We start from the raw sequence: 23,257 nt of genomic DNA on the forward strand, positions 1-23,257 counted from the left end.
GAAGGCTCGTGACCCGCTCAAGCGGCGAGCCGCGCCAGCGCCTCCGTGATCTTCTCCAGGCGGGCGGCCTCTGTATCGCGACGCTCGCGCTGCTCGTCCACGACCTCGTCGGGGGCCCGGGCGAGGAAGTCGGCATTGTCCAGCTTGCCCTCGATCTTGGCGATCTCGGCACCGGCCTTCGCCGCTTCCTTCTTCAGGCGGGCGACCTCGGCGGCGAGGTCGACGATGCCCTCCAGCGGCAGGGCTGCCACCGAGCCGCGCACCAAGAGCTGCACCGAGTTCTTCGGCGCGGCCGCCTCGAAGCGGATCTCGGAGAGCCGCGCCAGCCGAACCAGGGTGTCGCCCCAGCGGGTCGCACGGGCCCGCAGGTCCGCATCGGCGCTGACCACCACGAGGGGAATCTGCGCGGCCGCCGGCACGCTGGTCTCCGAGCGAGCCGAGCGGATCTCCGAGACGAGGTCGACGAGCCAGCCGATCTCGGCCTCCGAGTCTGAATCGTTCAGTGCGGCGAGGTCCGGCCAGGGTGCCAGGGCGAGCAGGCCCCGTTCCGGTAGGCCCTCGCCCTTGATCGCCCAGAGTTCTTCCGTGAGGAACGGCATGAACGGGTGCAGGAGCTTGGCGATCTGGTCGATCAGGAAGGCCACGGTGGCCTGCGTCTCGGCCTTGGCGGCGGCCTCGACACCTTCCCCCTGGAGCACGGGCTTCGCCAGTTCCAGGTACCAGTCGCAGAAGATGTTCCAGACGAAGCGGTAAGCCGCTGCGGCCGCGTCGTTGAAGCGGTAGGCATCGAGCGCCGCCGTAACCTCGGCAACGGCCCGGGCGGCCTCGCCCAAGGCCCAGCGGTTCAGGGTCTCGCGGGCGTCCTCCGGCCGGTAGTCGGTCCGCAGGGTGCAGCCGTTCATCTCGGCGAAGCGCGAGGCGTTCCAGAGCTTCGTCGCGAAGTTACGGTAGCCCTCGACCCGGTTCACCGCGAGCTTGATGTCCCGTCCCTGGGCCGCCATGGCCGCGAGGGTGAAGCGCAGGGCATCGGCCCCGTACTGGTCGATGAGTCCGAGAGGATCGACGACGTTACCCTTCGATTTCGACATCTTGGCGCCGGAGGCGTCGCGCACCAGCGTGTGCAGGTAGACCGTCGAGAACGGGACCCGGTCGGTGACGTGGAGCCCCAGCATCATCATCCGGGCGACCCAGAAGAAGATGATGTCCTTGCCGGTCACCAGCGTGTCGGTCGGGTAGTAGCGCGCGAGCTCCGGGGTTTCCTCCGGCCAGCCCAGCGTCGAGAACGGCCACAGGGCGGAGGAGAACCAGGTGTCGAGGACGTCCTCGTCCCGGCTGAGGGCCACGGGCGCCCCGCGCTTCGCATCGGCCTGGCCCTGCGCCTCCGCCTCGCTCATCGCCACGTAGATGCCGCCCACCTCGTCGTACCAGACCGGGATCTGGTGGCCCCACCAGAGCTGGCGCGAGATGCACCAGGGCTCGATGTTCTCAAGCCACTGGAAGAAGGTCCGCTCGTAATTCTCGGGCACGAAACGGGTTTTGCCATCGCGCACCGCCTGCAGGGCGCGCTCGGCCAAGGGCTTCACGTTCACGTACCACTGGTCCGTGAGATAGGGTTCGATGACGACGTTCGAGCGGTCGCCGTGCGGAACCGCGTGGGTGTTCGGCTCGGTGAGCCGTAGGCGCTCGCGCGCCTCCATCAGGGCGACGACGCGTCGGCGCGCCTCGAAACGGTCGAGGCCGTGCAGGGCCAGGGCCTCCGGCTCGGGGTTCGCGTCCGCCAGGAAAGCGGCGTTGCCGTCGAGACTTATGCGGGCTTCCGAATCCAGGATGTTGATTGGCGTGCAGCCGGCGCGACGGCCCACCTCGAAGTCGTTGAAGTCGTGCGCGGGCGTGATCTTGACGGCGCCGGTGCCCTTCTCCGGATCGGAATAGCTGTCCGCGATGATTGGGATCAGGCGCCCGACCAAGGGCAGGCGCACGCGCTTGCCGACGAGGTGGGTGTAGCGCTCATCCTCGGGATGGACCGCGACCGCGGTGTCGCCCAGCATGGTCTCGGGCCGGGTCGTGGCCACCGTGATGATCTCGCCGGTCTCGGCGCCGGCCGCGTCGACGACCGGGTAGTCGAAGTGCCAGAGATGGCCCTTCACCTCGACCAGCAGGACTTCGAGGTCCGAGATCGCGGTCTGGAACTTCGGATCCCAGTTCACCAGGCGCTTGTCGCGGTAGATCAGGCCCTGGGCGTGGAGGTCGACGAAGGTGCGGGTGACGGCACGGACCATCTGGTCGTCCGGCGCGCCCGAGACGCCCATGGTGAAGCGCTCGCGCGACCAATCACAGGAAGCGCCCAGGCGCTTCAGCTGGTTGACGATCGCACCGCCCGATTCCGCCTTCCAGGCCCAGACTTTCTCGACGAACGCCGCGCGGCCGATCTCCCGCCGGCCCGGCTCCTTCGCCTCGGCGAGCCGACGCTCCACCACCATCTGGGTGGCGATGCCGGCATGGTCGGTCCCCGGCTGCCAGAGCACGTCGCGGCCGCGCATGCGCTCGAAGCGGCAGAGGATGTCCTGCAGCGTATTGTTGAGGGCGTGGCCCATGTGGAGGCTGCCGGTCACGTTCGGCGGCGGGATCACCATGGTGAAGGGTTTCGCCCCGGCCCGTTCGGGGCGCCCAGCCTTGAAGGCCTCGCCCGATTCCCAGGCGGCGGCGATGCGCGCCTCGACGGCGGCGGGATCGAAGGTCTTGTCCATCATGGGCGGGGTCGGGTCACTGATCGGGGAATGCGGAGATTGGTTCGCTTTCAACCCGTCGGGCACCCTGCGTCAACACGCGAGCCCCGCGATTCGGCCATGCGATCGCGCTCAGGCCTCAACGGCCCCGGGCAACGCGCTCGATCTCGGCGCGAACCAGGCGCTCGACCATGCCGGGCAGGTTCTCGTCGAGCCAGCCCTTCAGCATGGGGCGGAGCATATCCTGCACGAGGTCTTCCAGGGTGCGGGCCTGGCTGCTCATGACCGTGTTCGAGAGCATGTGGAAGGCCTGGGCAACGCTCGCATCCGTGACGGCCGAGGTCAGGCGCTCGGTGGGCGTCGGCTCGGGATCCGGCTCGCGCGATGCGGGCTGAGGGACCGGACGCGGCGGCTCGATGGGGGGCGCGGCACGGAGCGGCGGCAGCGGCTCCAAGTCCGGCTCATCATCGTCGAAGGAGATCGCATCAAAGTCGATCTGTCCGTCCTCGATCGGCTCTTTACCGAACGCGATCTCGGGCTCGTCGAGGGGGATGGGCTTGCGGACGGGCTGGGCGACCTCGGCGAGGTCCAGCACATCGTCGTTCTCGGGCATCGGCGCGGGGGGCCGCGGCGGAACCACCTCGGCCTTGGCGATCTGATCGTCGGCGATAATGCGCCGGATCGACGCCAGGATCTCCTCCATGGAGGGTTCCTGCGCCTTATCCGACACCTTGGGGCTCGCTGCACTCATCCGGACGATGCTCAGGATCTGGGGGGAACGGTTGCGACGTGCAGCGAGTATTTCACGCCCCCGCCCCGACACAAGCGCTGGCCGCTGCACGGCGCGGGATAAGCTCGCACAGCCGTGAGACTCCAGGGCGCGGCTGATTCGTCCGGGACAGCGTAACTCTCATTTCAGCGACCGCGCGGCCGCCGAACCTTAGCGTCCGTCGGGCGTGCGGACGCCGTACCAGAGGTCCTTGACCTGATCGAAGTGTTCCTTCGGGCTGTAGACCGCCACCGGCAGCGCCGTGAAGCGCACCGTCAGGCGGCCGATCGCCTGGACGACGCCGTAGGAGAATATCACCCGGTTACGCTGGGCGACGATCAGGTTGGTGCGGGCGTTCAGCAACTCCTGCTGCGCGTTCAGGACGTCGAGGGTGGTGCGCTGGCCCACGCGGGCTTCCTCGCGCACACCGTTCAGCGCCACCTCGTTGGCCTGCACCTGCGCCTGGGAGGCGATGACCTGTGCCTTGGAGGCCTCGAGCTGGCCCCAGGCCGTCACGATGGCCGAGCGGACCTGATCCCGTGTGTCCTCGGCATCGAGCCGGCGCTGACCGACCGTCTCTTTGGCTTGGCGGATCTGCGAGTAGGTCTGGCCGCCCTCGTAGAGGGGGATTGACAAGCGACCGACGATCGACGCGCTAAGTACGTTGTCACCGCCGAACTGATTATCATAGCGCTGTTGGACCGAGCCCTGCAGGCCGGCGGTCGGGTATAGGGCACCTTCCAGCACCTTCACCTGTGCCTCGGCCACATCGACAAGATGCAGCGACGACAGGATCTGCGGGTGCTCCTTAAGGCCGATATTGACCGCTGCATCGAGGCTGCCCGGAACATAGCGGTCGAGGGGCCGGCCTGGCGCAAGCTGGCGCGGCTCCACACCGATGAAGCGGCGGTAGGTACCGATGCTAGCGCGCAGGGTCGCCTCGGCGCCGCTCACATCTGAACGGGCGCCGGCAAGGCGGGCCTCGGCTTGGGCGACGTCAGTGCGGGTCACCTCACCAACATTGAAGCGGTCGCGGGTCTGGCGGAGCTGCTCTTCGAGCACCTCGACGTTGTTCCGCCGCAGCTCCAGGTTTGCTGTGTCGCTCAGGACCGACATGTAGGCTTGGGCGGCGCTGTACAGTGTGTTCATCTCGGTGGCGCGCAGCGCCTCCCGGACACGGAGCACGTCGGATTCTGCCTGGCGGGTCTGGTTATCGGTACGAAAACCGTTGAACAGGGTCTGGTTGACGGTGAGGCCCGCACCGCCGGGCCTTGTGACCTGATCAAACCTCTGGCGCGAAAGGCGTCCGTCTGTCTGTTGGATCCCGATGTCAGCTTCAATGCTGACCGTAGGTCGATAGCCGGATTTGGCTTGCGCCACACTCTCATCGGTCGCACGGACACCTGCACGCCCAGCGTTCAAAAGGGGATTGGCGGCATACGCCCGCGAGAGCGCGCTCTCCAGCGTCTCGGCGACGGCCGGGCTTGCCAGGGCAACCGCCAATACGGCGAGGCCGGCAGGCCGAAGCCTTGTGCGCATCGCAGGTTTCGAATCTCTCACGCTCATCAGCCCTTGCGGTTTCTCGATAAACCGGACGGCCTCGCAGAAGGCCGCCGCGCCTGAGCGCGATACCGGGTTGCCCGCCTCGATGCGAAGACTACCCGACCTTGGCCCGCAGAGCACCGGCCGCTTGCTGTGCATTGCGTGAATCAAGGAGGGGTGCCGCAAAAAAGCGACACTCCTTTCGGGCTAATTCCGAAGCGTTTGGTGACCTAAACCAGGCTCCGTTCCATGGTATCGACGATGCGAATGCGGTCCATCTCCCGGCTCGGAAGCCGTCAGAACGCGAAGTCGACCGCGTCCGCGAAGGCGCCCAGGGGCGGGAGAGCGGCATCGAAGAGGGGACGTGCGCCGAAGGCGTCGCCGGCTCGGACGAACAGGGTTGCCTTCGCGGCCCGGTCCCTGCCCATCACGCAGACGAGGCGACCGCCATCCGTCAGCTGGTCCAAGAGGGACTTCGGGCGCGTTTCCACCCGGCCGTTCACCAGGATCGCATCGTACGGTGCGCCCTGCGGGGCGCCGGCCTCGAGCGGTCCCTCGACAACCGTGAGGCGGTCGAGTCCGGTCAGGCGCTCGCGGGCCCCCGTCGCAAGATCGGTGTCGGATTCGAGGGCGACAACTTCGGCACCCAGTCGGGCCAGGATCGCAGCGGCGTAGCCGTAGCCCGTGCCCAGATCGAGGGCGGAGTCGCCCGGCTGGATCGCCAGGGCCTGGATCATGCGGGCCAAGAGCATCGGCGCCGGCATGGCGCGGCCCGGCCGGCCGAGCCGCAAGGACTGGTCGATATACGCGAAGTCCTCACGGCCCGTCGGCACGAAGCGCTCGCGGGCGACCTCACCGAAAGCGTCGAGGACCGGGACGTCGTTCACGTCGAAGGTCCGCAACTGACAATCGACCATGAGGCGTCGTGCCTGCGCGTAATCGAGCATGGATGCCGTCTTTCTTCGACCCTGGGCCGGCGCCGGGCGCCGCTCTGTCCTTCCGGGCGGCCGGGCGGCCACGCCGAAGCTTGCGGGTTGTCGTGGATCGATGGCGAAAACGCAAGGTTCGCGGAGGCACCCCGCTGACAGGCAAGCGCAGGTCTCCCGGGCATCGGTCCAGGCGACGGCTCTGGTCTTACCCAGCGCGCCAACGACCCGAGCGCGCCAACGACGTGGGGCGCCGGCACCGGCACGATCTCGTTCACGAAATGGGGCGCCGGCCAAGCCGGCAATCAGAAAGTTGGAGGCCTCGGAGGGAATCGAACCCCCGTACAAGGATTTGCAGTCCTCTGCGTAACCACTCCGCCACGAGGCCTCTGTCGCACCGCCCCGAGGGGCTCGTTCGGCGACCCCCGTCCGGGCGGCCGGCTCGGGGAGAGCGGTCTCTAGCAGAGCCCCATGCGAAAGGGCAACGGCCTTTGGGCGATCTCGGAAAAAAGGATGGATGCGCGTGCTCCGCGACTCGTACGCGCTCGACGGGCACGATGCCTCCGCAGGGGCGCCGGGCCAAAAAATGTGATGGAATCGTCAAATCACCGGCTCGGACACTCTTGCGTCTCGGCGAAGCGCTGTGTAGACCCCCGATCGCGGTCCCCGATAGCTCAGTTGGTAGAGCAAGCGACTGTTAATCGCTTTGTCGCAGGTTCGAGTCCTGCTCGGGGAGCCACTCTTCTTTCAAGATCTCTCTGTGGTCTGCAAACATTCATCGTTTGTGTAGATCTCGCTGGGCTCTAATGAGCCGGCATGAGCGGTAGGGCCGGCCATCGGTCCAGCGCCCAGTCCCAGGCGGCTTTGATTTTTGAGCCCCGGGTAATCTCTCCTCCTGTTCCGAGATCGTGTGCCCCGCGATCGCCCGAAGTTCGCTTCGGGAGGCATTTCCTCCGGGTCGGCTGGCCCATGACCAGAATGAAAAAACCCGCCGACCTCGTGGGCGGCGGGTTCCGGCAGGGATCCCCGAACGAGGCGAGCGGTCAGGCCAGCGGTCCGGGAATGGCGCTCTCGGCCTCGGCGAGGAGCCGGCTCTCGTGCTTGCGCACGAACAGCCACAGGGCGAGTCCCCCGAAGACCACCACCGCGAGGAGCGCCAGGCCGACGGGGCCGGCGATGTGCTCGATCGAGCGACCGCAGTAATACGAGCCCAGGCCCATGATCGTCGCCCAGGCGATGCCGCCGAGGCCGTTGAAGATCAGGAAGCGGCGCGCATCGAGCTTGTTCACGCCCGCGAGGACGGCCGCATAGGCGCGCAGCATCGCGGTGAAGCGGCCGAAGAACACGATCTTTCCGCCATGCTCGCGAAAGAGGTACTGCCCGAGCTTGAGGCGGCCGTGATCCAGGGCGATCAGGTGGCCGTAGCGCAGCAGGAGCGGCATGCCCCAGCGGCGGCCGACCCAGTAACCGAGATTGTCGCCCAGGATCGCGGCGGCCGCGGCGGCCACGATGATCAGGCCGATGTTCAACTGGCCGGTGCTGCCGGAATAGACGGCCGACGAAATCAGGATCGTCTCGCCCGGTAGCGGGACGCCCGCACTTTCCAGAGCGATGACGACGAAGATCGCGATGTAGCCGTAGCTGGCGGTCAGGTCGGCGATGGGCAGGTTCGTGAGGAAGGACATCAGCGTTCCCGTGTCGGCACTTCCGCGACAGAGAGCGGGCGAACATGGCGGGAACGGGGCTCGTCTGTGGCTGAGCCGTGCCGGGCGATGGGGGCGCCGCCGGTCCGCGGTGCAGGCAACGCCCTGCTGCCGGGCCCTCTCCGGAAGCGGGGCGCTCTCTGTTCAGGGATCAGCTGAAGGAGCCGAAGCCCGCGAAACTGTCGCTCTCAAACGTGGAGGCTGGCAGCGGATCGGGTGTGCGCTCCGAAGCGTCGTCGCCCGGGTGCTCCGGACCTTGCAATCGGGAGGGGTGGATCTCGTCGGAGACGGTTGCGAGCGGCGCGGCAGAGCGATCGTGCTGCACGTCTTGGGTCATCCAGGCTCCTCACAGGGCGTGCCCGTCTTACGGCACAGCTTGGGGTACTGGAACCGGATCGGCCCGGTAACCCCGCGAGGCTTCGAGGAGGACAGGTCTGGCATGCGGTGACTGGGAGACCTGTCACTCCACAGTCATCGCGCCGGCGTCGGGATATCGCCTGGTTGCGGAGGCCGGAGAGCCTCCGTCCCGGATTGCTCAGGCGTTCTTGCGCGGACGATGGTCCGGATCGACTCCGCCTTCCGGCGTCGTTTCGTTGTCGACATCGCCCTCGACGGTGGAGTCCGCCGCGACATCGTTCGGGTCGTGCCCGGTCATGCCCTTCGATTGGCCGATCCCCGGGTTACCCTTGAGGTCGGCGTCGCTCGGGACGTCGGTCTTCAGGTGCTTGTTGGACATGTCTGCTCCCGCCGATGTGGACTTTATCGCGGGCGCTGAGAACCGCCCCGCGATACGCCTCGACCAACGGAACGGACCGGGCGCTGTTCCCGGTTGACCGGGTGTGCAGGTTCGTCGCGCCCGGAGCCGGAGCCTTCGCGGTCGCGCACAAAAATGGCCGGGGAATCGCTCCCCCGGCCCCGATCGGCGACGACGCGCGCGGTGCTTACGGCTGCTCGTTGCCGGCGTAGTTGATCGAGCCGTCGGCGCCCTTCTTCCACATGTACATCACGTAGTCGGGGCGGGTGATGTCACCCTTCTTGTCGTAGGAGATGTCGCCGATCACCGTGTTGAAGGGCTTGCCCTCATGCATGTAGGCGGCGACCTTCTGGCCGTCGGTGGACTTCGTCGCCTTCATCGCGTCGGCGAGGATCTGCATGGCGGCGTAGGAGTAGAGGGTGTAGCCCTCGGGGTCGAAGTTCATCGCCTTGAAGGCGTCGACGGTTGCCTTCGACTTCGGGTTCTTGCGGGCATCCGGCGAGAACGTCATCAGGGTGCCGTCCGAGCCCGGTCCCGCCACTTGGGCGAACTCGCGATCGGCGATGCCATCGCCGCCCATCAGCGGCGCCTGCAGGCTCTGATCGCGCATCTGGCGGATCAGCAGGCCAGCCTCGGTGTAGAGGCCGCCGAAATAGACCACGTCGACATTGGCCTGCTTCAGCTTCGAAACCAGGGCCGAGAAGTCCTTCTCGCCCGGGTTGATGCCCTCGAAGAGCACGTTGGTGGCGCCCTTGGCCTTCAGGGCCTTCAGCGTCTCGTCGGCCAAGCCCTTGCCGTAGGGGGTCTTGTCATGGACGAAGGCGATCTTCTTGCCCTTGAACTTGTCGGCGAGGTAGGCGCCCGCCACCGCGCCCTGCTGGTCGTCGCGGCCGCAGGTGCGGAAGGTGTTCCAGTTGCCGCGCTCGGTGTACTTGATCGCCGTGGAAGCCGGGCTGACCTCGACGATCCCGGCTTCCTGGAGCACGTCCGAGACCGGGATCGAGACGCCGGAGTTGAAGGCGCCGATGACGGCCTTCACGCCCTCCGAGGCGAACTTGTTGGCCACCGACACGCCCTGCTTCGGGTCGGAGGCGTCGTCCCCCACGGTCATGACGAGCTTCTCGCCGTTGACGCCGCCCGCCTTGTTGATGTCGGCGATGGCCTGCTGCGCGCCGGTCTTGATCTGCGCGCCGAAGGCGGCGTTCGGGCCGGTGACCGGGACCACCACGCCGATCTTGATCTCGGCCTGGGCGGCCGTCGCCGCCAGCATCAGGCCAAGCGCGACGCCGGCCGACAACAATGACTTCATGCCCGTTTCCCCTCTCGAAGCGCCGCGCCGGGCGGAACGTCCGGCGATGGTGGCGCATGACACGCGAAGTGGCCCCCTGCGGGGGTGGTCCAAACGCCGCGCCGTCACGGCGTCGGCGCGCTCGTCCGGTCCCGCCAGCTCAGCGGTCCGGTGCGCTCGTAGAGCCAGGCATATTGCCGGGTCATCTGTCCGGTGCGGGTGTAGCGGTAGGCCACGGCCCCGATGGCGAGGGCGACGGCGGCGTCGATGCAGTAGGCGGGCAGCGACAGCAGCGCCTCCTCGAACAGCGCGTAGTGGAGGAAGCGCGTCACCGCTGCGATGAGGAGGAGCGCCAGCGCGCAGTGCCAGAACGGGCGCCAGCCGCGGGCGAGCCCGCTGCCGGTCATCCAGGCCGCACCGCCACCCATCGCCACGGTGATGAGGAGGAAGATCCCGAGGGTGCGCAGATCGAGGCTGAAACCGTCGGCCATGCTCAGTGCGATCCCCCCTCGAGGTAGGCGGCCTTCACCTGCGGGTCGTCGAGGAGCGCCTGGCCGGTGCCGCTCATCGTGACCGCCCCCGTGACCATGACGTAGCCGCGATGCGCGAGCTTGAGGGCATGATAGGCGTTCTGCTCGACGATGAACACGGTCAGGCCCTCGCGGGCGTTGAGCTCGCGCACGGCGGAGAAGATCTGCTTGACCACCAAGGGGGCCAGCCCGAGCGAGGGCTCGTCGAGCATGAGCAGGCGCGGCCGGCTCATCAGCGCGCGGGCGATGGCCAGCATCTGCTGCTCGCCCCCCGACATGGTGCCGCCGCGCTGGTCGATGCGCTCGCGCAGACGCGGGAACAGGGTGCACATCCGCTCGAGGTCCTCGGCGAAATGCTTCCCCCCGTTGACGGCCGCGCCCATCTGCAGGTTCTCGCGCACCGTCATGCGGGAGAAGATCCGCCGCCCCTCGGGTGACTGCGCCAGGTTGAGCCGGGCGATCTCGTGGGTCGGCAGCTTGGTAATGTCCTGACCCGCGAAGGTGATTGTTCCCTCGCGCGCCTGGGGCTGGCCGAAGATCGTCATCATCAGGGTCGACTTGCCGGCCCCGTTGGCGCCGATGAGGGCGACGATCTCACCCTCGTGCACGTCCACATCGACGCCCTTCAGGGCCTGGATGCTTCCGTAATAGGCCGAGACCCCGCGCACGCTGAGGAGCGGTCCCTTGCCGGTCTGCATGTCCGCCTGCGCCATCCGGGCGCAGGTCTCGTCCACCAGCACATTGATGCCCGCGACGCTCATGCTGTGGTTCCCGCAGAGGTTCCGACGAGACCGACTTCCGCTTCCACGGCCGCCACCTCCTCGTCGTCGACGCCGAGATAGGCCGCGATCACCCGGGTGTCGTTGCGGATCTCTTCCGGCGTGCCGTCGGCGATCTTGATGCCGTAGTCGAGCACCACGATCCGGTCGGAGATCTTCATCACCACCGACATGTCGTGCTCGATGAGCAGCACTGAGGTGCCGTACTCGTCCCGGATCATCCGCAGCAGGGTATTGAGGTCGGCCGATTCCCGCGGGTTGAGGCCGGCGGCCGGCTCGTCGAGGCAGAGCAGCACCGGGTCCGTGCACATGGCGCGGGCGATCTCCAGGCGGCGCTGGTCGCCGTAGGGCAGGTCGCCCGCCGGCTCGTCGGCCCGGTGCGTGAGGCCGATGCGCGCGATCCAGCCGGCGGCCTTGGCGATCGCCTCCTCCTGTGCCCTGCGGTAGACCGGCAGGCCGAGGATGCCCGCCAGGGAGAAGCCCGAGGCCCGCATCAGGGGCTTGTGCATGGCGACCAGCAGGTTCTCCAGCACGGTCATCTGCGGGAACAGGCGGATGTTCTGAAAGGTGCGCGCGACCCGGGCGAGGCGGTTGACGTCGTGGCCGGGCAGGCGCTCGAGCAGGTAGGTCTCGCTGCCGGCCTGCGACAAGCGGATCATGCCCTCGGTCGGCTTGTAGAAGCCGGTGATGCAGTTGAAGACCGTGGTCTTGCCGGCGCCGTTGGGACCGATGAGCGCCGTGATGTCGCCGCGCCCGACCTTGAAAGAGAGGTCGCCGACGGCGGTGAGGCCGCCGAAGCGCATGGTCAGGTGGTCGACCACCAGGATCGGGTCGGCAGGGCCGCCCGGTGAGGCGGCCGGGGGCTCGTCCTGCAGCGTGGCCAGGCGGGTGGTTCCGGTGGCGAGCGTCATGCGCCGCGCCCCCCGAGGCGGACCGAGGGCGAGCGCTCGGAGATCAGCCCGCGCGGGCGCCAGACCATCATGCAGACCATGGCGAGACCGAACAGCAGCAGGCGGTACTCGTTCGGGTCGAAGCCTTCGCCGAACACCGCCTTGAGGAAGGAGAGGTTGCGCAGCAGTTCCGGGGCGCCGACCATGACGATCGCCGCGATGGCGACGCCGACCTGGCTGCCCATGCCGCCGAGCACCACGATGGCGAGGATGATCGCGCTCTCGAGGAAGTTGAAGCTCTCCGGCGAGACGAAGCCCTGGCGCACCGCGAAGAACGAGCCGGCAAAGCCCGCGAACATCGCGCCGAGCGCGAAGGCGGTGAGCTTGGTCATCGTGGTGTCGATACCGAGAGAGCGGCAGGCGATCTCGTCTTCGCGCAGGGCCTCCCAGGCGCGCCCCAGCGGCAGGCGGCGCATGCGCAGGGTCACGAGGTTGGTGACCAGCGCCAGCACCAGGATCAGGTAATAGAGGAAGATGATGCGGTGGATCGGGTTGAAGGTCAGCCCGAAGGTCTGGGCGAACCCGCCCTCCCCGGCCGTGAACGGGATGCCGAAGAAACTCGCCCGCGGGATCGAGGACAGGCCGGCGGCGCCGCCGGAGAAATCGACCCAGTTGATCAGCACGAGGCGGATGATCTCGCCGAAGGCCAGGGTGACGATGGCGAGATAGTCGCCGCGCAGGCGCAGCACGGGGAAGCCGAGGAGCACGCCGAAGGCGGCGGCGAACAGGCCCGCCAGCGGCAGGCAGATCCAGAACGACAGCCCGAAGCCGGTGGAGAGCAGCGCGTAGGAATAGGCCCCGACCGCGTAGAAGGCGACGTAGCCGAGGTCGAGGAGCCCGGCGAGACCGACGACGATGTTCAGGCCCCAGCCGAGCATCACGTAGGTGAGGATGAGGATGCCGAGATCGATCCAGTAGCGCCCCTCGGACAGGCCGCCCGAGCCGAGGGCGGCGAGCAGCGGCAGGGTGAGGGCGACGATCAGGGTCAGCGGACCCAGGACGCGGCCCGCGCGGGCCACCACGGGGGGCGCTCCCGCCGTGGCGAACCGGTGCGCCTCGCGCCGGCGCGAGACCTCCCCGAGGATCAGCCGCTGGCCGAGGCGCAGCACGAACACCGCGAGGCAGAGACCCGCGACGACGCCCCAGCGGCCGGTGAGTTCGAGGCCGGTGCCCTGCCCGAGATCGGTCCGGTAGGCCACCACCGGAATGCTCAGGCCCAGCGTCACCAGGGCAAAGAGCGCCGAGTCCTTGAGCATCTCCGCGAATGCCGCGCCGGAGCGGCGGCCGACGGTGGGGGCCACCGCGCCGATGGTCGATCCTGTCGCCATGGTCAGACCTTCTCGACTTCGGGGCGTCCGAGGATGCCGGATGGTTTGAAGATGAGCACCACGATGAGGATCAGGAACGCGGCCACGTCCTTGTACTCGATCGAGAAGTAGGCCGACCAGAAGGTCTCGATCAGGCCGATGATCAGGCCGCCGAGGACCGCGCCGGGCAGCGAGCCGATGCCGCCGAGGACCGCTGCCGTGAAGGCCTTCACGCCGGGCACGAACCCGTCCGAGAACGAGACCACGCCGTAGTAGAGGAGGTAGAGGGTACCGGCCACCGCCGCGAGCGCCGCGCCGAGCACGAAGGTCAGCGAGATCGTCCGGTCGACGTTGATGCCGAGCAAAGCCGCCATGCGCCGGTCCTGCTCGCAGGCCCTCTGGGCGCGCCCGAACGAGGTGCGCTGCACCAGGTACCAGAAGCCGGCGAGCAGCAGCGCCGTCGTCGTCATGATGATCGCCTGCTTGTAGGACAGGGTCACGGTGTACTGCTCGTTCTGGTAGAGCACGATGACGTCGCGGACGAGGGGCGGCACCGGCTTGTTGCGGGCGCCCTGCACCACCTGGACGAAGTTCGACAGGAAGATCGACACGCCGATGGCCGAGATCAGCGGCGCAAGGCGGAACGAGCCGCGCAGCGGCCGGTAGGCGACCCGCTCGATCGCCCAACCCCACAGGGCCGTGAGGATCATGGCGAGCACCAGCACGATCAGGAACACCAGGGCGACCGAGGTCAGCCCGAGCCAGGACGTGAGGATGAGGAAGAAGATCAGGGCAATGAAGGATGAGAGCATGAACACGTCGCCATGGGCGAAGTTCACCATCCCGATGATGCCGAAGACCATGGTGTAGCCCAGGGCAATCAACCCATAGATCGACCCGAGCGTCAGGCCGTTGATGAACTGCTGGGCGAAAAATTCCATGAACCGGCCTTCGTTTCGACGGCGCAGCCATCGGCAAACGCAGGGTGCGAATGGCATGCCAGCCTGGAATGTTCTGAACTCCCGCCTCCGGTCAATCCTTGCCGCAAATTCGAGCGTGAGCTTTCCCAGGCCCTGAAACGAGAAAGGCCCGGCGCAGGGAGCGCCGGGCCGTCTCGGGACGTGGGTCGGGGGCCGGTGCCCGAGGCACCGGCCGGCCTTACTTGAGAAGGGAGACCAGCGCCTTGCCGGCAGGGGTCTTCAGCTCCTTGGCGTCGAGGGTGCCGTCGTTGTCCGGATCGGCGGCCTTGAAGCGTGCCTCGACGAGGGCGAGGAACTCGGTCTTGTCGAGGGTGCCGTCCGAATCCGGGTCGGCGGCCTTGAGCGCCTTCTTGCTCACGCGGCCCTGGAGCTCCTTGGCGTCGACAGTGCCGTCCTTGTCGGATTCCAGCTTGTCGAAGAGGGCGCCGGCCACGGCCTGAGCCTCCTTGAGGTCGATGGTGCCATCGTTGTCGGTGTCGACCATCGAGATCACCTTCGACGCGCCCGGACCCTTGGCCGAGGCCGGGATCGCCAGGGGAAGCGCGAGGGCGGCGGCCCCCAGGACGACGGCGAGACGGGACAGATTGGACATGCGGAAGTCTCCTCGAAAGGCAATCACGAAGGAGCGCCTAGCACGTCCCCAGACCGGCGCGGAAGATGTATTGCGCAAGGCAGTCTCGCGTTGCGTGCCCCTGGTCAGGTTGCGACATCGTGCCATTATCGCGGGTCAGCCGACCCGGGCGGCACTGTCCGCTACGGTCACCGCCTTGCGGATGACGCCCGCGAAGGTGACGTGCGCCGTATAAGAGACGCCGTCCTTGCGCGCGCGGATCTCGAAGTGCTTCGGCTTGCGCGCTGGCTCCCCGTCCACCTGATAACCCGCCTGACGGAGGGCCGCGAGGGCCGTGGCCGGATCGGCCGGCGCCGCGTCCTTGCCCGCGGGATCGGGTCGGACGATGGCATGGCGGATCCCGTCAGGCCCCGTGATCGCGGTGGCCCGGATCTCGGTGGGCTTGGTCTCGCCGGTGACCGCGACCGCGTCGCCGACTTTCAGGATCACCGACTGCCCGGCCAGCGCCGTGGCGCCGTCCGGGCCGAGATCGATCAGGATTCGGCCGTCCGGCCCCTCGAGGGCGAGGCGATGGCCGAACAGGGCCCAGATCGTTCCGTGGGTGCTGTGCATCTCGGGCATGAGCGTCTCTCTGAGGGTCGATGGAGGGGCTGCGGCGGCTCTGCGAGCCGACGCGTCTTGTTGATGCGCTTGGGCTCTGCGAGCCGACGCGTCTTGTGCTCTGCGAGCCGCCGAGTCCGGATCGGGTGCTGGAACTCAGCGCGCGTCGGGCCGGGGCGGCGCGTCCGGCCGGGGGGCGTCGGGCTTCGGCTGGTCTGGGAGCGCGGCGAGGCGGTCGAGCATCTGCAGAGCCAGGTCGGCGCAAGCCTTCATCGGCTCGTCGTCGGCGCATTTCACATCAAGAGCGGTTTCGCCCCGCTCCAGCCGGAAATGGGCGGCCTTGGCGGGCGGCGGGGGCGGCGGCGCCTCGGGGCCCCGGCGCGGGCCGCCCGGAGGCGGGGCACCGGCCTCTGGTCCCGGGCGCGGTCCACCCGGGGGTGGGGCGGGCTGGGCAACGGCTGCGCTGGCGATGAGGAGTGCGGCGGCGCTGAGGAGGGCGGCGGTCTTCGTCATGAGCAATGTCCCGTGGGTTTGACTGAAGGTGGACGTGCGGCGTCTCAGAACACCCGCCTCTCGCGGACCTGCCCGTCGAAGCCGACATGGAGCTGGCGCTCGCGGCCGTCGCTGCCGCGAGCGGCCACCTCGAGGTGACGGGTGCCGCGTCCGGTGACCCGGATGTCGGAGTAGCCGGCGGAGGCGACCTGCGCCGTCAGGGCCGGTACGTCGGGCGACGCGCCGAGGCCGACCCGGTCCTTGGCCCAGTCGAGGGTGCCGGGGGGCGGGCCGCCGGCGGGGCCGACCAGGACCCGGCTGCCGTCGGCGCGGGTGATCAGCATGGCGTGGAGAAAGCCGTTCTCGAACCGGCCCTGCACGGTGACGGCCTCGCCGGGCTTCACCAGGGCGGCCCCCTCCCCCTGGGGGCCGGTCTCGATCAGCGCCTTGCCGGTGCCGTCCTGCATCACGAACTTGTTGCCGTAGATCTCGGCGACATCGCCCTTGGCGGCGATCGAGCCGGAGGCCTTCAGGGCGGAGATCGCGGTGGGCTCCACCGGCGTCATCATCGACGTGCCGGTCTGGGCGAGCGACAGCCCGATCGCCCCGAAGGCGAGGGGCGCGGCGATGGCGCCGACGACGAGGGCGCGGCGCGAGCGTCTCGGGGTCGGGGCGACGGCCGGACCGGCGCTGTCGCTGGCCTGGAAAGTCCCGCTGGTCCGGGCCGTTTCGGGGCTCGGGGTGGTCTCGGTCATGGTGCCTGTCCTTCTCGGGTTCGGCGGTTGCCCTCTCGGGTTGACGCCGTTCTAGGACGGGGCCGCGAACCCGGACTGAACCGCGCGGTTCAGCCCCCGTTAAAGGACGCGGCGTAGGCCGCGCACCGGCCCACCCTCGCCCTCCCACCCACGGACACGACTCCATGAAACTCCTGCTGGTGGAGGATGATGCGCCGCTGGCCGCCGAGATCGCCAAGGCTCTGCGCGGGGAGAACTTTGCCCTCGACCACGCGGCGAACGGCGAGGACGCGCAGCATCTCGGCGAGACCGAGACCTACGATGCCGTGGTGCTCGACCTGGGCCTGCCCAAGCGCGATGGGCTCTCCGTCCTCCAGGCCTGGCGGGCGGCGGGCCGAACCGTACCGGTCCTCGTCCTGACGGCGCGGGATGGCTGGAGCGACAAGGTCGCGGGCTTCAAGGCGGGGGCCGACGATTTCCTCGTCAAGCCGTTCCGGGTCGAGGAGCTGGTGATCCGCCTGCGGGCCCTGGTGCGCCGGGCGACGGCGCATGGGGCATCCCGCGTCACCTGCGGTCCCCTCACCTATGAGTCTGGTCTCGGCACCTTCGAGCGCGACGGCCTGCCCCTGAAACTCACCGGCCTCGAATGGCGGGTGCTCTCCTGCCTGATCCTGCACAAGGACGGGGTGATGCCGCGCGGGCAGCTGATCGAGCGGGTCTACGACGGCGACGCCGACGTGGATTCGAACTCCGTCGAGGTCATCATCACCCGCCTGCGCCGTAAGATCGCCCCTGCCCGGATCGAGGGTGTGCGCGGCCACGGGTATCGCCTGCTTCCGGGCGAACCCACGTGAACCGGACAGAGCCGCCTGCGGGACGCGCCGGAACGGCCGGGCACGGACCGCCGGCCAAGCCCGAGCCGCCCGCCAAGCCCGAGCCGCCGGCCAAGCCCGAACGGCCCGTTCCGCCCCCGAAGCCCACCGGAGTCCTTCATCTCGGCTCCCTGCAGCGCCGTCTGCTCCTGGCTGCCCTCGCCCTCGTCACCGTGGCCCTACTGGTCGCCGGCCTCGCCATTGGGCTCGTCCTGCACCGCTTCGTCCGGGCCCAGCTCGACAGCCGCCTCGACAGCCAACTCGTTGCCCTGGCGTCCAGCCTGGAGCGCGGTCCCGGCGACCGCCTGCGCCTCGACCGCGCCCTGGACGGCCCCCCCTTCGACCGCCCTCACTCCGGCTGGTACTGGCAGGTTCGCCAGGGCGGCAGCACATTGCGGTCCGAGTCCCTCGAAGGGGAATTTTTGGAGGCGCGCAGCCTGCGCCTGCCGGATCCCCCCGCCATGGGCGGCCCGACCCAGGATGGCGCCGAGCCGGGCCCCCTGCCCCGAAACCGGGACCCGGACCGCCCGCAGGCGGGCGACGGCACCGGCCCTTGGGGCGAGGCCCTGATTCTCCGCATCCAGGTCCTGCCCGCCAGGGGGCAAACGCCGCCGGTCGTCCTCGTGGCCTCGGCCCCGGGCCAGGCCCTGAACGGCCCCCTGCGCGAGGCCGGCCTGACGCTCGCGGCCATCCTGGGAATCCTCGGTCTCTGCTTAGTGGCCGGCACCGTCCTGCAGGTCCGTCTCGGCCTGCGGCCCCTGGAGCGGCTGCGCCGGGACATCGCCGAGGTTCGGGCCGGACGGCGACCTCGCATTCCGGGCCAGCAGCCCGCCGAGATCCGGCCGCTGGTGAGCGAGGTGAACGCCCTCCTCGACCAGAACGCCGCCAACCTCGACCGGGCCCGCACCCACGTGGCCAATCTCGCGCACGGCCTGAAGACGCCCCTGGCGACCCTGAGCCTCGCCCTGTCCGACCGGACCCGCGATCCGGATGGCCGTCTCGCCGAGCTCGTAGGCGCCATGGATCGGCAGGTACGCCACCACCTGCGGCGCGCGCGGGCCGCCGCGTTGGGCGGCGCGACCCGCACCCGGACCGAACTCGCCGGCCCCCTCGCCGACCTGCGGACCACCTTCGGGCGTCTCTACGCCGAGAAGCACCTCGCCATCGAGCTCGACCTGCCGGCCGGTCTCGCGGTGGCCTGCGATCCGCAGGACATCGACGAGATGCTCGGCAACCTCATCGACAATGCCTGCCAGTGGAGCCACGGTCGCGTCCGGGTTTCCGCCGCCGCCACGGAAGCGGGCATCGCCGTGACGGTGGCGGATGACGGTCCCGGGCTCGATACGGAGGCGGCGGAACGCGCCGTGCGGCCCGGCGGACGCCTCGACGAGAGCGTGCCCGGCCACGGCTTCGGGTTGTCGATCACCCGCGAACTCGCCGAGCTGTACGGCGGCGGACTGCGCCTCGCGCGCTCGGATCTCGGCGGTCTCAGTGCCCAGTTGCTGTTGCCGGCATAAACCTCGCCGACGTCTTGCGCAGAACCGACCTCGAGGGCGTGCAACGCGGCCTTCACGGATCGGCGAACAGGCAATCCACCAAGGAACGCACCGCATGTCCCGAGACGTCGTGGGCATAAAGGAAAGTGAAAGGCTGCCGAGGCATGGTCTCGCGTCGGGCGGTTTGGTCGCGGAGTTCCGCAAGATCGGCTGATGTCCATCCTGTGCCGGCCCGGATCCGTCAACGACATCGGGTCCTGTCGGTTTCCGGGGTCTGAGACGCGGATCGCAGAGTTTCTGCGGACTTGCGTCGGCAAGAAAGGGTTGTCGTGCCGAGCTCCAGTGTCGAGGCGCAGCGTCTGGCCATCCTCAACGACCTGAGACTCTTGGAATGTACCCCGGAGGCGCATCTCAATGCCGTCTGCCGGACCGCCTGCGCTTTGTTCGGCGTGCCCATCGCTCTGGTGAACCTTGCCGGGAGCGAGACCTATACACTCAAGGCGCGATGCGGCGTCTCCACTGGAGGGACCCTCCCCCGTGCCGGCGCCTTCTGCGACCGCACCATCCTGGGCGCACCCGGCGCGGTGCTGGTCCTGCCCGACCTCCTGGCTGATGCCGAGTTCGCGTCGAGCCCCCTGGTCACCGGGAGCCCCCGGGCCCGGTTCTACGCGGGTGTGCCCCTGGCCCTCTCGGACGGTCTGCCCCTCGGCACGCTCTGCCTCATCGACACGGTCCCGCGCGACGATTTCGACGCGGCCCGCGTGGCGCAGCTGCGCGACCTCGGCACCGTCGTCGAGGCCCATCTCCAGCTGACGGCCGCACAGCGCGCGAGCCAGATCGAGCGGGCGGAGCGCCAGCGGACCGAGGTACTCCTCGCCGCGAAAGCCGCCGATCTCAAGCTCGTGGTCCAGGCCCAGCGGCTGACCGAGTCCGTCGCCCATATCGGGTACTGGCGCATCCATGCCCGGACGCGGACCGTGTCGTGGTCCGAGGGCGTGTGCGGCGTCTTCGGGCGGCCGATGCCCCCCGGCGGCGAGATCCCCCTCGACGCGCACCTCGCCTACTACCATCCGGACGATCGGGCCACGGTCGCGGCCCGCATCGTCAGCGCCCTGGAGAGCAATTCGCCCGAGGGCACGGCCTATCAGGGGCGCGCGCGCATCGTCCGGCCTGACGGCAGCCTCTGCCACGTGATCGTCCAGGGCGCGGTCGAGCGCGATGCGGGCGGCCGCCTGACGGCGCTCTACGGTCTGGTCCTCGACGTGACCGACCTCGCCGCTTCCGAGGCGCAGCTGCGGGAGAAGGACCTGCGTCTGCGCGCGACCCTGGAGACCATGGACCAGGGCCTGATCATGATGGACGCGCAGGGCTGTGTCCGCCTGCTCAATCCGCGGGCCCACCAGCTGCTCGATCTGCCCGAGATGATTCTGCGCGAGGGGGCGCTCCTGTCCGATATCCTCGCGCATCTGACGAAGCGCGGCGACTTTTCGGCGATGCCGACCGCCCCGGACGGCCGGCCGCGCCTGCGCGACGCCGCCGGTGCCTGGACGCCCCTGCGCATCGACTGGGCGCGTCCGGACGGCACCACCCTGGAGGTCCGGGGCGTGTCCCTGCCCGATGGCGGCATCCTGCACACCTTCACCGACGTCACGGAGCATCGGGCGGCGGAGACCCGTACCCGGGAGGGCGAGCGACGGTACCGCGTCCTCGCGGATTCCGTCTCCGACATGATCGTCCGGCGCAGCGTCGCGAACGTCCGCACCTACGTCTCCCCGGCCTCGCACGATCTCCTCGGTTACAGTCCCCAGGAGATGCTGGAGCTGTCGCTGGATGCCTCGCTCCATCCCGAGGATGCGCTCGCCACCCGCGCGTTCCTCGAGGCGTTTCGGGCCGGGCGCACCGAGACGGGCCGCATCACCCATCGCCTGCGCCACCGCGATGGCCGCTGGATCTGGGTCGAGGCGCAGACGCGGCTCGTGCGCGACGAGGCCGGACTGCCGTTCGAGACCATCACCGCCGCGCGCGACGTCAGTGAGCGCGTCGCCGCCGAGCAGGCCCTGCGCCTGGGGGAGGCCCGGTACCGCGCCCTCGCCGATTCCCTGCCGCAGATCGTCTGGGTCGTCTCCCTCCACGACGGCGCCGCCACCTACGTCAACCAGCGGTTCGAGGACTATTACGGGCCCATCGGCACCACCCGGGAGGCTCGTCTCGCCCGCAATCATCCGGAGGATGCCGCGCGGATGGAGGCGGTCTTCAGCGAGGCCCGGCGGCGGGGGGGGGCCTACGAGGTGGAAGGCCGTCTCCTCCGGCACGACGGCGTCTACCGCTGGCACAAGTTGGTCATGCTGCCCGTCCGGGAGGACGGCGTAATGGTCGGCTTGCTCGGAACGGCGCTCGACATCGACGACATCGTCACGGCGCGCCAGGCCCTGGAGGAAACCTCGAATCTCCTGCGCCTCGCGCAGGAATCGGCCGGAGCCGGCCTCTGGTCCTGGGACCTGAAGGGCGGCACCGTCCGGCACTCCGTCGACAGCGCGCGGATGTACGGCATCCCGGTGCCGGCGGGCCACGCGCCGGAGCGACCCGTGGAGGTCAGCGTCGGCGCGTGGGACCGCCGGATCCACGCGGACGACCTCGCCGTCCTGTACGGACACGTCTACCGCTCCCTGTCCGAGGGCGGGGCGTACAGCGGCGAGTTCCGCCTGGCGATGGTGGAGGGTGATGCACAGCGTTGGCTTCAGAGCTTCGCCCGGGTCGTGACCGACCCGGATTCGAACGAGCCGGTGAAGATCGTCGGGCTCACGATGGATGTCACCGAGCGCAAGGTGGCAGAGGGCCGGATCGCCCATATGGCCCTGCACGACGGGCTGACCGGCCTGCCGAACCGGCTCCTCTTCAAGGAGCGCCTGAGCAATGCCCTCGCCCGTGCCGATCGGCGCGGCGGCCCCTTCGCGGTCCTGGCCTGCGACCTCGACCGCTTCAAGGCCGTCAACGACACCCTCGGGCACCCGGCCGGCGACGCGCTCCTGCGCGTGGTGGCCGACCGCCTGCGCAGCGTGGTCCGGGAGGGCGACACCGTCGCGCGCCTGGGCGGCGACGAATTCGCCATCATCCTGGCCGAACTCGACGATCCCCAGGAGGCCGGGTTCGCGGCGCGGCGGATCATCGAGGTGATGGAGCAGCCCGTCGACCTCGACGGGCACCGGGTCGGGATCGGGGTCAGCGTCGGCATCGGCCTCGGCTCCCAGGACGGCGCCGATGCCGATACGCTGTTCCGCAACGCCGATATCGCCCTCTACCGGGCCAAGGCGGCCGGACGGAACACCTACCGCTTCTACGAGGCGGCGATGGATGCGGCGACGACCCAGCGCAACCTTCTCGAGCTCGAGATGCGCGAGGCGGTGCGCACGGGGGGCTTCAGCCTGCACTACCAGCCGGTCCTGCACCTCGACAGCGGCACCGTGAAGGGCTTCGAGGCCCTGCTTCGCTGGCAGCACCCGGTGCGCGGCATGATCGCGCCGGGCGCCTTCATCCCCCTCGCGGAGGAGACCGGCCTGATCCGCCAGCTCGGAAGCTGGGCCCTCCGGGAAGCCTGCACCGAGGCGGCTTCCTGGCCCGGGGACCGGCGCATCGCCGTCAACGTCTCCGCGGTCCAGTTCGGACAATCGAACCTGGAGCAGAGCGTGGTCGCTGCCCTGGCGGCTTCCGGGCTGCCGGCGCGGCGCCTGGAACTGGAGATTACCGAGAGCGTCCTGATGCAGGATGCCGAGGCGGTCATCGCTTGCCTGCACCGTCTGCGCGCCCTGGGCGTCCGGATCGCCCTCGACGATTTCGGCACCGGCTACTCCTCCCTGAGCTACCTGCGTCGCTTCCCCTTCGACCGGATCAAGATCGACCGCTCCTTCATCCGCGAGATCACCGATCCCGGCACCGCCGCGATCGTGCGGGCGGTGGTGGACCTCGGCACCCAACTGGGCGCCAGCATCACGGCCGAGGGCATCGAGACGGAGGAACAGATGGCGCGGGTACGCCAGGAGGGCTGCACCGAGGCCCAGGGCTTCCTCCTCGGCCGCCCCCTCCCGGCCGAGGAGGCGCGTCGGTTCCTCGAAGGCCTGCGCGACGCGGCCTAAACGCGGAGTCGTGTTTTTGTCGAAAGACTGTTGACAGGAGATTCGGAGACCCCTATACCCCGGTTCATCGGCGGGCGGCCAACGGGGTTGGCGGCTTGCTTTTGCATC

General features: G+C 69.1%; 20 protein-coding genes and 2 tRNA genes. 4 read left to right on the forward strand and 18 right to left on the reverse strand.

The window, feature by feature from the left end:
* Nucleotides 1-17 precede the first annotated feature (17 nt).
* From CRT23_RS22950 to CRT23_RS22970, 5 genes are all read right to left on the reverse strand, one after another.
* On the reverse strand, nt 18-2,750 hold the full coding sequence (locus CRT23_RS22950) for a valine--tRNA ligase (RefSeq protein ID WP_103711928.1): 2,733 nt from the start codon (nt 2,748-2,750) through the stop codon (nt 18-20).
* Nucleotides 2,751-2,865: 115 nt separating this feature from the next.
* Nucleotides 2,866-3,477: a DUF2497 domain-containing protein gene (locus tag CRT23_RS22955; RefSeq protein WP_103711929.1), complete on the reverse strand. Its 612-nt coding sequence runs from the start codon at nt 3,475-3,477 to the stop codon at nt 2,866-2,868.
* Between the two features lie 189 nt (nt 3,478-3,666).
* Nucleotides 3,667-5,061: a TolC family outer membrane protein gene (locus tag CRT23_RS22960; RefSeq protein WP_103711930.1), complete on the reverse strand. Its 1,395-nt coding sequence runs from the start codon at nt 5,059-5,061 to the stop codon at nt 3,667-3,669.
* A 272-nt stretch (nt 5,062-5,333) separates the two neighbouring features.
* Complete coding sequence (locus tag CRT23_RS22965; RefSeq protein WP_103711931.1) at nt 5,334-5,984, reverse strand: protein-L-isoaspartate O-methyltransferase; 651 nt, start codon at nt 5,982-5,984, stop codon at nt 5,334-5,336.
* Nucleotides 5,985-6,277: 293 nt separating this feature from the next.
* Nucleotides 6,278-6,351: transfer RNA gene (locus CRT23_RS22970), tRNA-Cys, on the reverse strand.
* A gap of 275 nt (nt 6,352-6,626) precedes the next feature.
* Between CRT23_RS22970 and CRT23_RS22975 the strand changes: the two genes are divergently transcribed.
* A tRNA-Asn gene (locus CRT23_RS22975) sits at nt 6,627-6,702 on the forward strand.
* Nucleotides 6,703-7,006: 304 nt separating this feature from the next.
* Here the strand turns inward: CRT23_RS22975 and CRT23_RS22980 are convergent.
* The 13 genes from CRT23_RS22980 to CRT23_RS23040 all read right to left on the reverse strand — a co-directional run bounded on the left by CRT23_RS22980 (nt 7,007) and on the right by CRT23_RS23040 (nt 16,672).
* Nucleotides 7,007-7,648: a DedA family protein gene (locus CRT23_RS22980; protein WP_103711932.1), complete on the reverse strand. Its 642-nt coding sequence runs from the start codon at nt 7,646-7,648 to the stop codon at nt 7,007-7,009.
* 169 nt (nt 7,649-7,817) lie between these two features.
* Entirely contained in the window at nt 7,818-8,003 is a 186-nt protein-coding gene (locus CRT23_RS22985; protein ID WP_103711933.1) for a hypothetical protein, read from the reverse strand.
* Nucleotides 8,004-8,201: 198 nt separating this feature from the next.
* Complete coding sequence (locus CRT23_RS22990) at nt 8,202-8,402, reverse strand: hypothetical protein (RefSeq protein WP_055959157.1); 201 nt, start codon at nt 8,400-8,402, stop codon at nt 8,202-8,204.
* A 205-nt stretch (nt 8,403-8,607) separates the two neighbouring features.
* Nucleotides 8,608-9,729, reverse strand: coding sequence for a branched-chain amino acid ABC transporter substrate-binding protein (locus CRT23_RS22995; RefSeq protein ID WP_103711934.1), 1,122 nt, complete (start codon nt 9,727-9,729; stop codon nt 8,608-8,610).
* 104 nt (nt 9,730-9,833) lie between these two features.
* On the reverse strand, nt 9,834-10,199 hold the full coding sequence (locus CRT23_RS23000) for a DUF6867 family protein (RefSeq protein ID WP_103711935.1): 366 nt from the start codon (nt 10,197-10,199) through the stop codon (nt 9,834-9,836).
* 2 nt (nt 10,200-10,201) lie between these two features.
* Nucleotides 10,202-10,999: an ABC transporter ATP-binding protein gene (locus CRT23_RS23005; RefSeq protein ID WP_103711936.1), complete on the reverse strand. Its 798-nt coding sequence runs from the start codon at nt 10,997-10,999 to the stop codon at nt 10,202-10,204.
* Nucleotides 10,996-11,820, reverse strand: a complete 825-nt coding sequence (locus tag CRT23_RS23010) for an ATP-binding cassette domain-containing protein (protein ID WP_245436502.1) — start codon at nt 11,818-11,820, stop codon at nt 10,996-10,998. The genes CRT23_RS23005 and CRT23_RS23010 overlap by 4 nt, the downstream gene beginning before the upstream one ends.
* 104 nt (nt 11,821-11,924) lie before the next feature.
* Nucleotides 11,925-13,295, reverse strand: a complete 1,371-nt coding sequence (livM, locus tag CRT23_RS23015; RefSeq protein WP_103711938.1) for a high-affinity branched-chain amino acid ABC transporter permease LivM — start codon at nt 13,293-13,295, stop codon at nt 11,925-11,927.
* A gap of 2 nt (nt 13,296-13,297) precedes the next feature.
* Nucleotides 13,298-14,215 (reverse strand): branched-chain amino acid ABC transporter permease, encoded by a 918-nt coding sequence (locus CRT23_RS23020; protein WP_055959172.1) that lies wholly within the window; start codon nt 14,213-14,215, stop codon nt 13,298-13,300.
* A gap of 217 nt (nt 14,216-14,432) precedes the next feature.
* The gene (locus tag CRT23_RS23025; protein ID WP_055959175.1) at nt 14,433-14,846 is read right to left on the reverse strand and encodes an EF-hand domain-containing protein; all 414 of its coding nucleotides are present in this window, start codon (nt 14,844-14,846) and stop codon (nt 14,433-14,435) included.
* Nucleotides 14,847-14,981: 135 nt separating this feature from the next.
* Complete coding sequence (locus tag CRT23_RS23030) at nt 14,982-15,446, reverse strand: hypothetical protein (protein ID WP_103711939.1); 465 nt, start codon at nt 15,444-15,446, stop codon at nt 14,982-14,984.
* A 135-nt stretch (nt 15,447-15,581) separates the two neighbouring features.
* Complete coding sequence (locus CRT23_RS23035; RefSeq protein WP_245436500.1) at nt 15,582-15,938, reverse strand: hypothetical protein; 357 nt, start codon at nt 15,936-15,938, stop codon at nt 15,582-15,584.
* A 44-nt stretch (nt 15,939-15,982) separates the two neighbouring features.
* Nucleotides 15,983-16,672 carry a DNA-binding protein gene (locus CRT23_RS23040; RefSeq protein ID WP_103711940.1) on the reverse strand — a complete coding sequence of 230 codons (690 nt, stop codon included), beginning with the start codon at nt 16,670-16,672 and terminating at the stop codon, nt 15,983-15,985.
* Nucleotides 16,673-16,836: 164 nt separating this feature from the next.
* Between CRT23_RS23040 and CRT23_RS23045 the strand changes: the two genes are divergently transcribed.
* From CRT23_RS23045 to CRT23_RS23055, 3 genes are all read left to right on the forward strand, one after another.
* Nucleotides 16,837-17,505, forward strand: coding sequence for a response regulator transcription factor (locus CRT23_RS23045; protein ID WP_055959184.1), 669 nt, complete (start codon nt 16,837-16,839; stop codon nt 17,503-17,505).
* Nucleotides 17,502-19,040 carry a HAMP domain-containing sensor histidine kinase gene (locus CRT23_RS23050; protein WP_348628886.1) on the forward strand — a complete coding sequence of 513 codons (1,539 nt, stop codon included), beginning with the start codon at nt 17,502-17,504 and terminating at the stop codon, nt 19,038-19,040. The genes CRT23_RS23045 and CRT23_RS23050 overlap by 4 nt, the downstream gene beginning before the upstream one ends.
* 308 nt (nt 19,041-19,348) lie before the next feature.
* Complete coding sequence (locus CRT23_RS23055) at nt 19,349-23,149, forward strand: EAL domain-containing protein (RefSeq protein WP_103711941.1); 3,801 nt, start codon at nt 19,349-19,351, stop codon at nt 23,147-23,149.
* Nucleotides 23,150-23,257 lie beyond the last annotated feature (108 nt).

This window comes from Methylobacterium sp. V23 (assembly GCF_002917135.1).
Taxonomy (GTDB): Bacteria; Pseudomonadota; Alphaproteobacteria; order Rhizobiales; family Beijerinckiaceae; genus Methylobacterium.

Excerpts from the sequence above, each read along its gene's own strand:
- CRT23_RS23020 (WP_055959172.1), bottom strand. The coding sequence starts at position 14,215 with ATGGAATTTTTCGCCCAGCAGTTCATCAACGGCCTGACGCTCGGGTCG.
- CRT23_RS22955 (WP_103711929.1), bottom strand. The coding sequence starts at position 3,477 with ATGAGTGCAGCGAGCCCCAAGGTGTCGGATAAGGCGCAGGAACCCTCC.
- CRT23_RS23040 (WP_103711940.1), bottom strand. The coding sequence starts at position 16,672 with ATGACCGAGACCACCCCGAGCCCCGAAACGGCCCGGACCAGCGGGACT.
- CRT23_RS23010 (WP_245436502.1), bottom strand. The coding sequence starts at position 11,820 with ATGCGCTTCGGCGGCCTCACCGCCGTCGGCGACCTCTCTTTCAAGGTC.
- CRT23_RS22960 (WP_103711930.1), bottom strand. The coding sequence starts at position 5,061 with ATGAGCGTGAGAGATTCGAAACCTGCGATGCGCACAAGGCTTCGGCCT.
- CRT23_RS23000 (WP_103711935.1), bottom strand. The coding sequence starts at position 10,199 with ATGGCCGACGGTTTCAGCCTCGATCTGCGCACCCTCGGGATCTTCCTC.
- livM (WP_103711938.1), bottom strand. The coding sequence starts at position 13,295 with ATGGCGACAGGATCGACCATCGGCGCGGTGGCCCCCACCGTCGGCCGC.
- CRT23_RS23005 (WP_103711936.1), bottom strand. The coding sequence starts at position 10,999 with ATGAGCGTCGCGGGCATCAATGTGCTGGTGGACGAGACCTGCGCCCGG.
- CRT23_RS23035 (WP_245436500.1), bottom strand. The coding sequence starts at position 15,938 with ATGACGAAGACCGCCGCCCTCCTCAGCGCCGCCGCACTCCTCATCGCC.
- CRT23_RS22950 (WP_103711928.1), bottom strand. The coding sequence starts at position 2,750 with ATGATGGACAAGACCTTCGATCCCGCCGCCGTCGAGGCGCGCATCGCC.
- CRT23_RS22990 (WP_055959157.1), bottom strand. The coding sequence starts at position 8,402 with ATGTCCAACAAGCACCTGAAGACCGACGTCCCGAGCGACGCCGACCTC.
- CRT23_RS22980 (WP_103711932.1), bottom strand. The coding sequence starts at position 7,648 with ATGTCCTTCCTCACGAACCTGCCCATCGCCGACCTGACCGCCAGCTAC.
- CRT23_RS23025 (WP_055959175.1), bottom strand. The coding sequence starts at position 14,846 with ATGTCCAATCTGTCCCGTCTCGCCGTCGTCCTGGGGGCCGCCGCCCTC.
- CRT23_RS22965 (WP_103711931.1), bottom strand. The coding sequence starts at position 5,984 with ATGCTCGATTACGCGCAGGCACGACGCCTCATGGTCGATTGTCAGTTG.
- CRT23_RS23045 (WP_055959184.1), top strand. The coding sequence starts at position 16,837 with ATGAAACTCCTGCTGGTGGAGGATGATGCGCCGCTGGCCGCCGAGATC.
- CRT23_RS22985 (WP_103711933.1), bottom strand. The coding sequence starts at position 8,003 with ATGACCCAAGACGTGCAGCACGATCGCTCTGCCGCGCCGCTCGCAACC.
- CRT23_RS23030 (WP_103711939.1), bottom strand. The coding sequence starts at position 15,446 with ATGCCCGAGATGCACAGCACCCACGGAACGATCTGGGCCCTGTTCGGC.
- CRT23_RS22995 (WP_103711934.1), bottom strand. The coding sequence starts at position 9,729 with ATGAAGTCATTGTTGTCGGCCGGCGTCGCGCTTGGCCTGATGCTGGCG.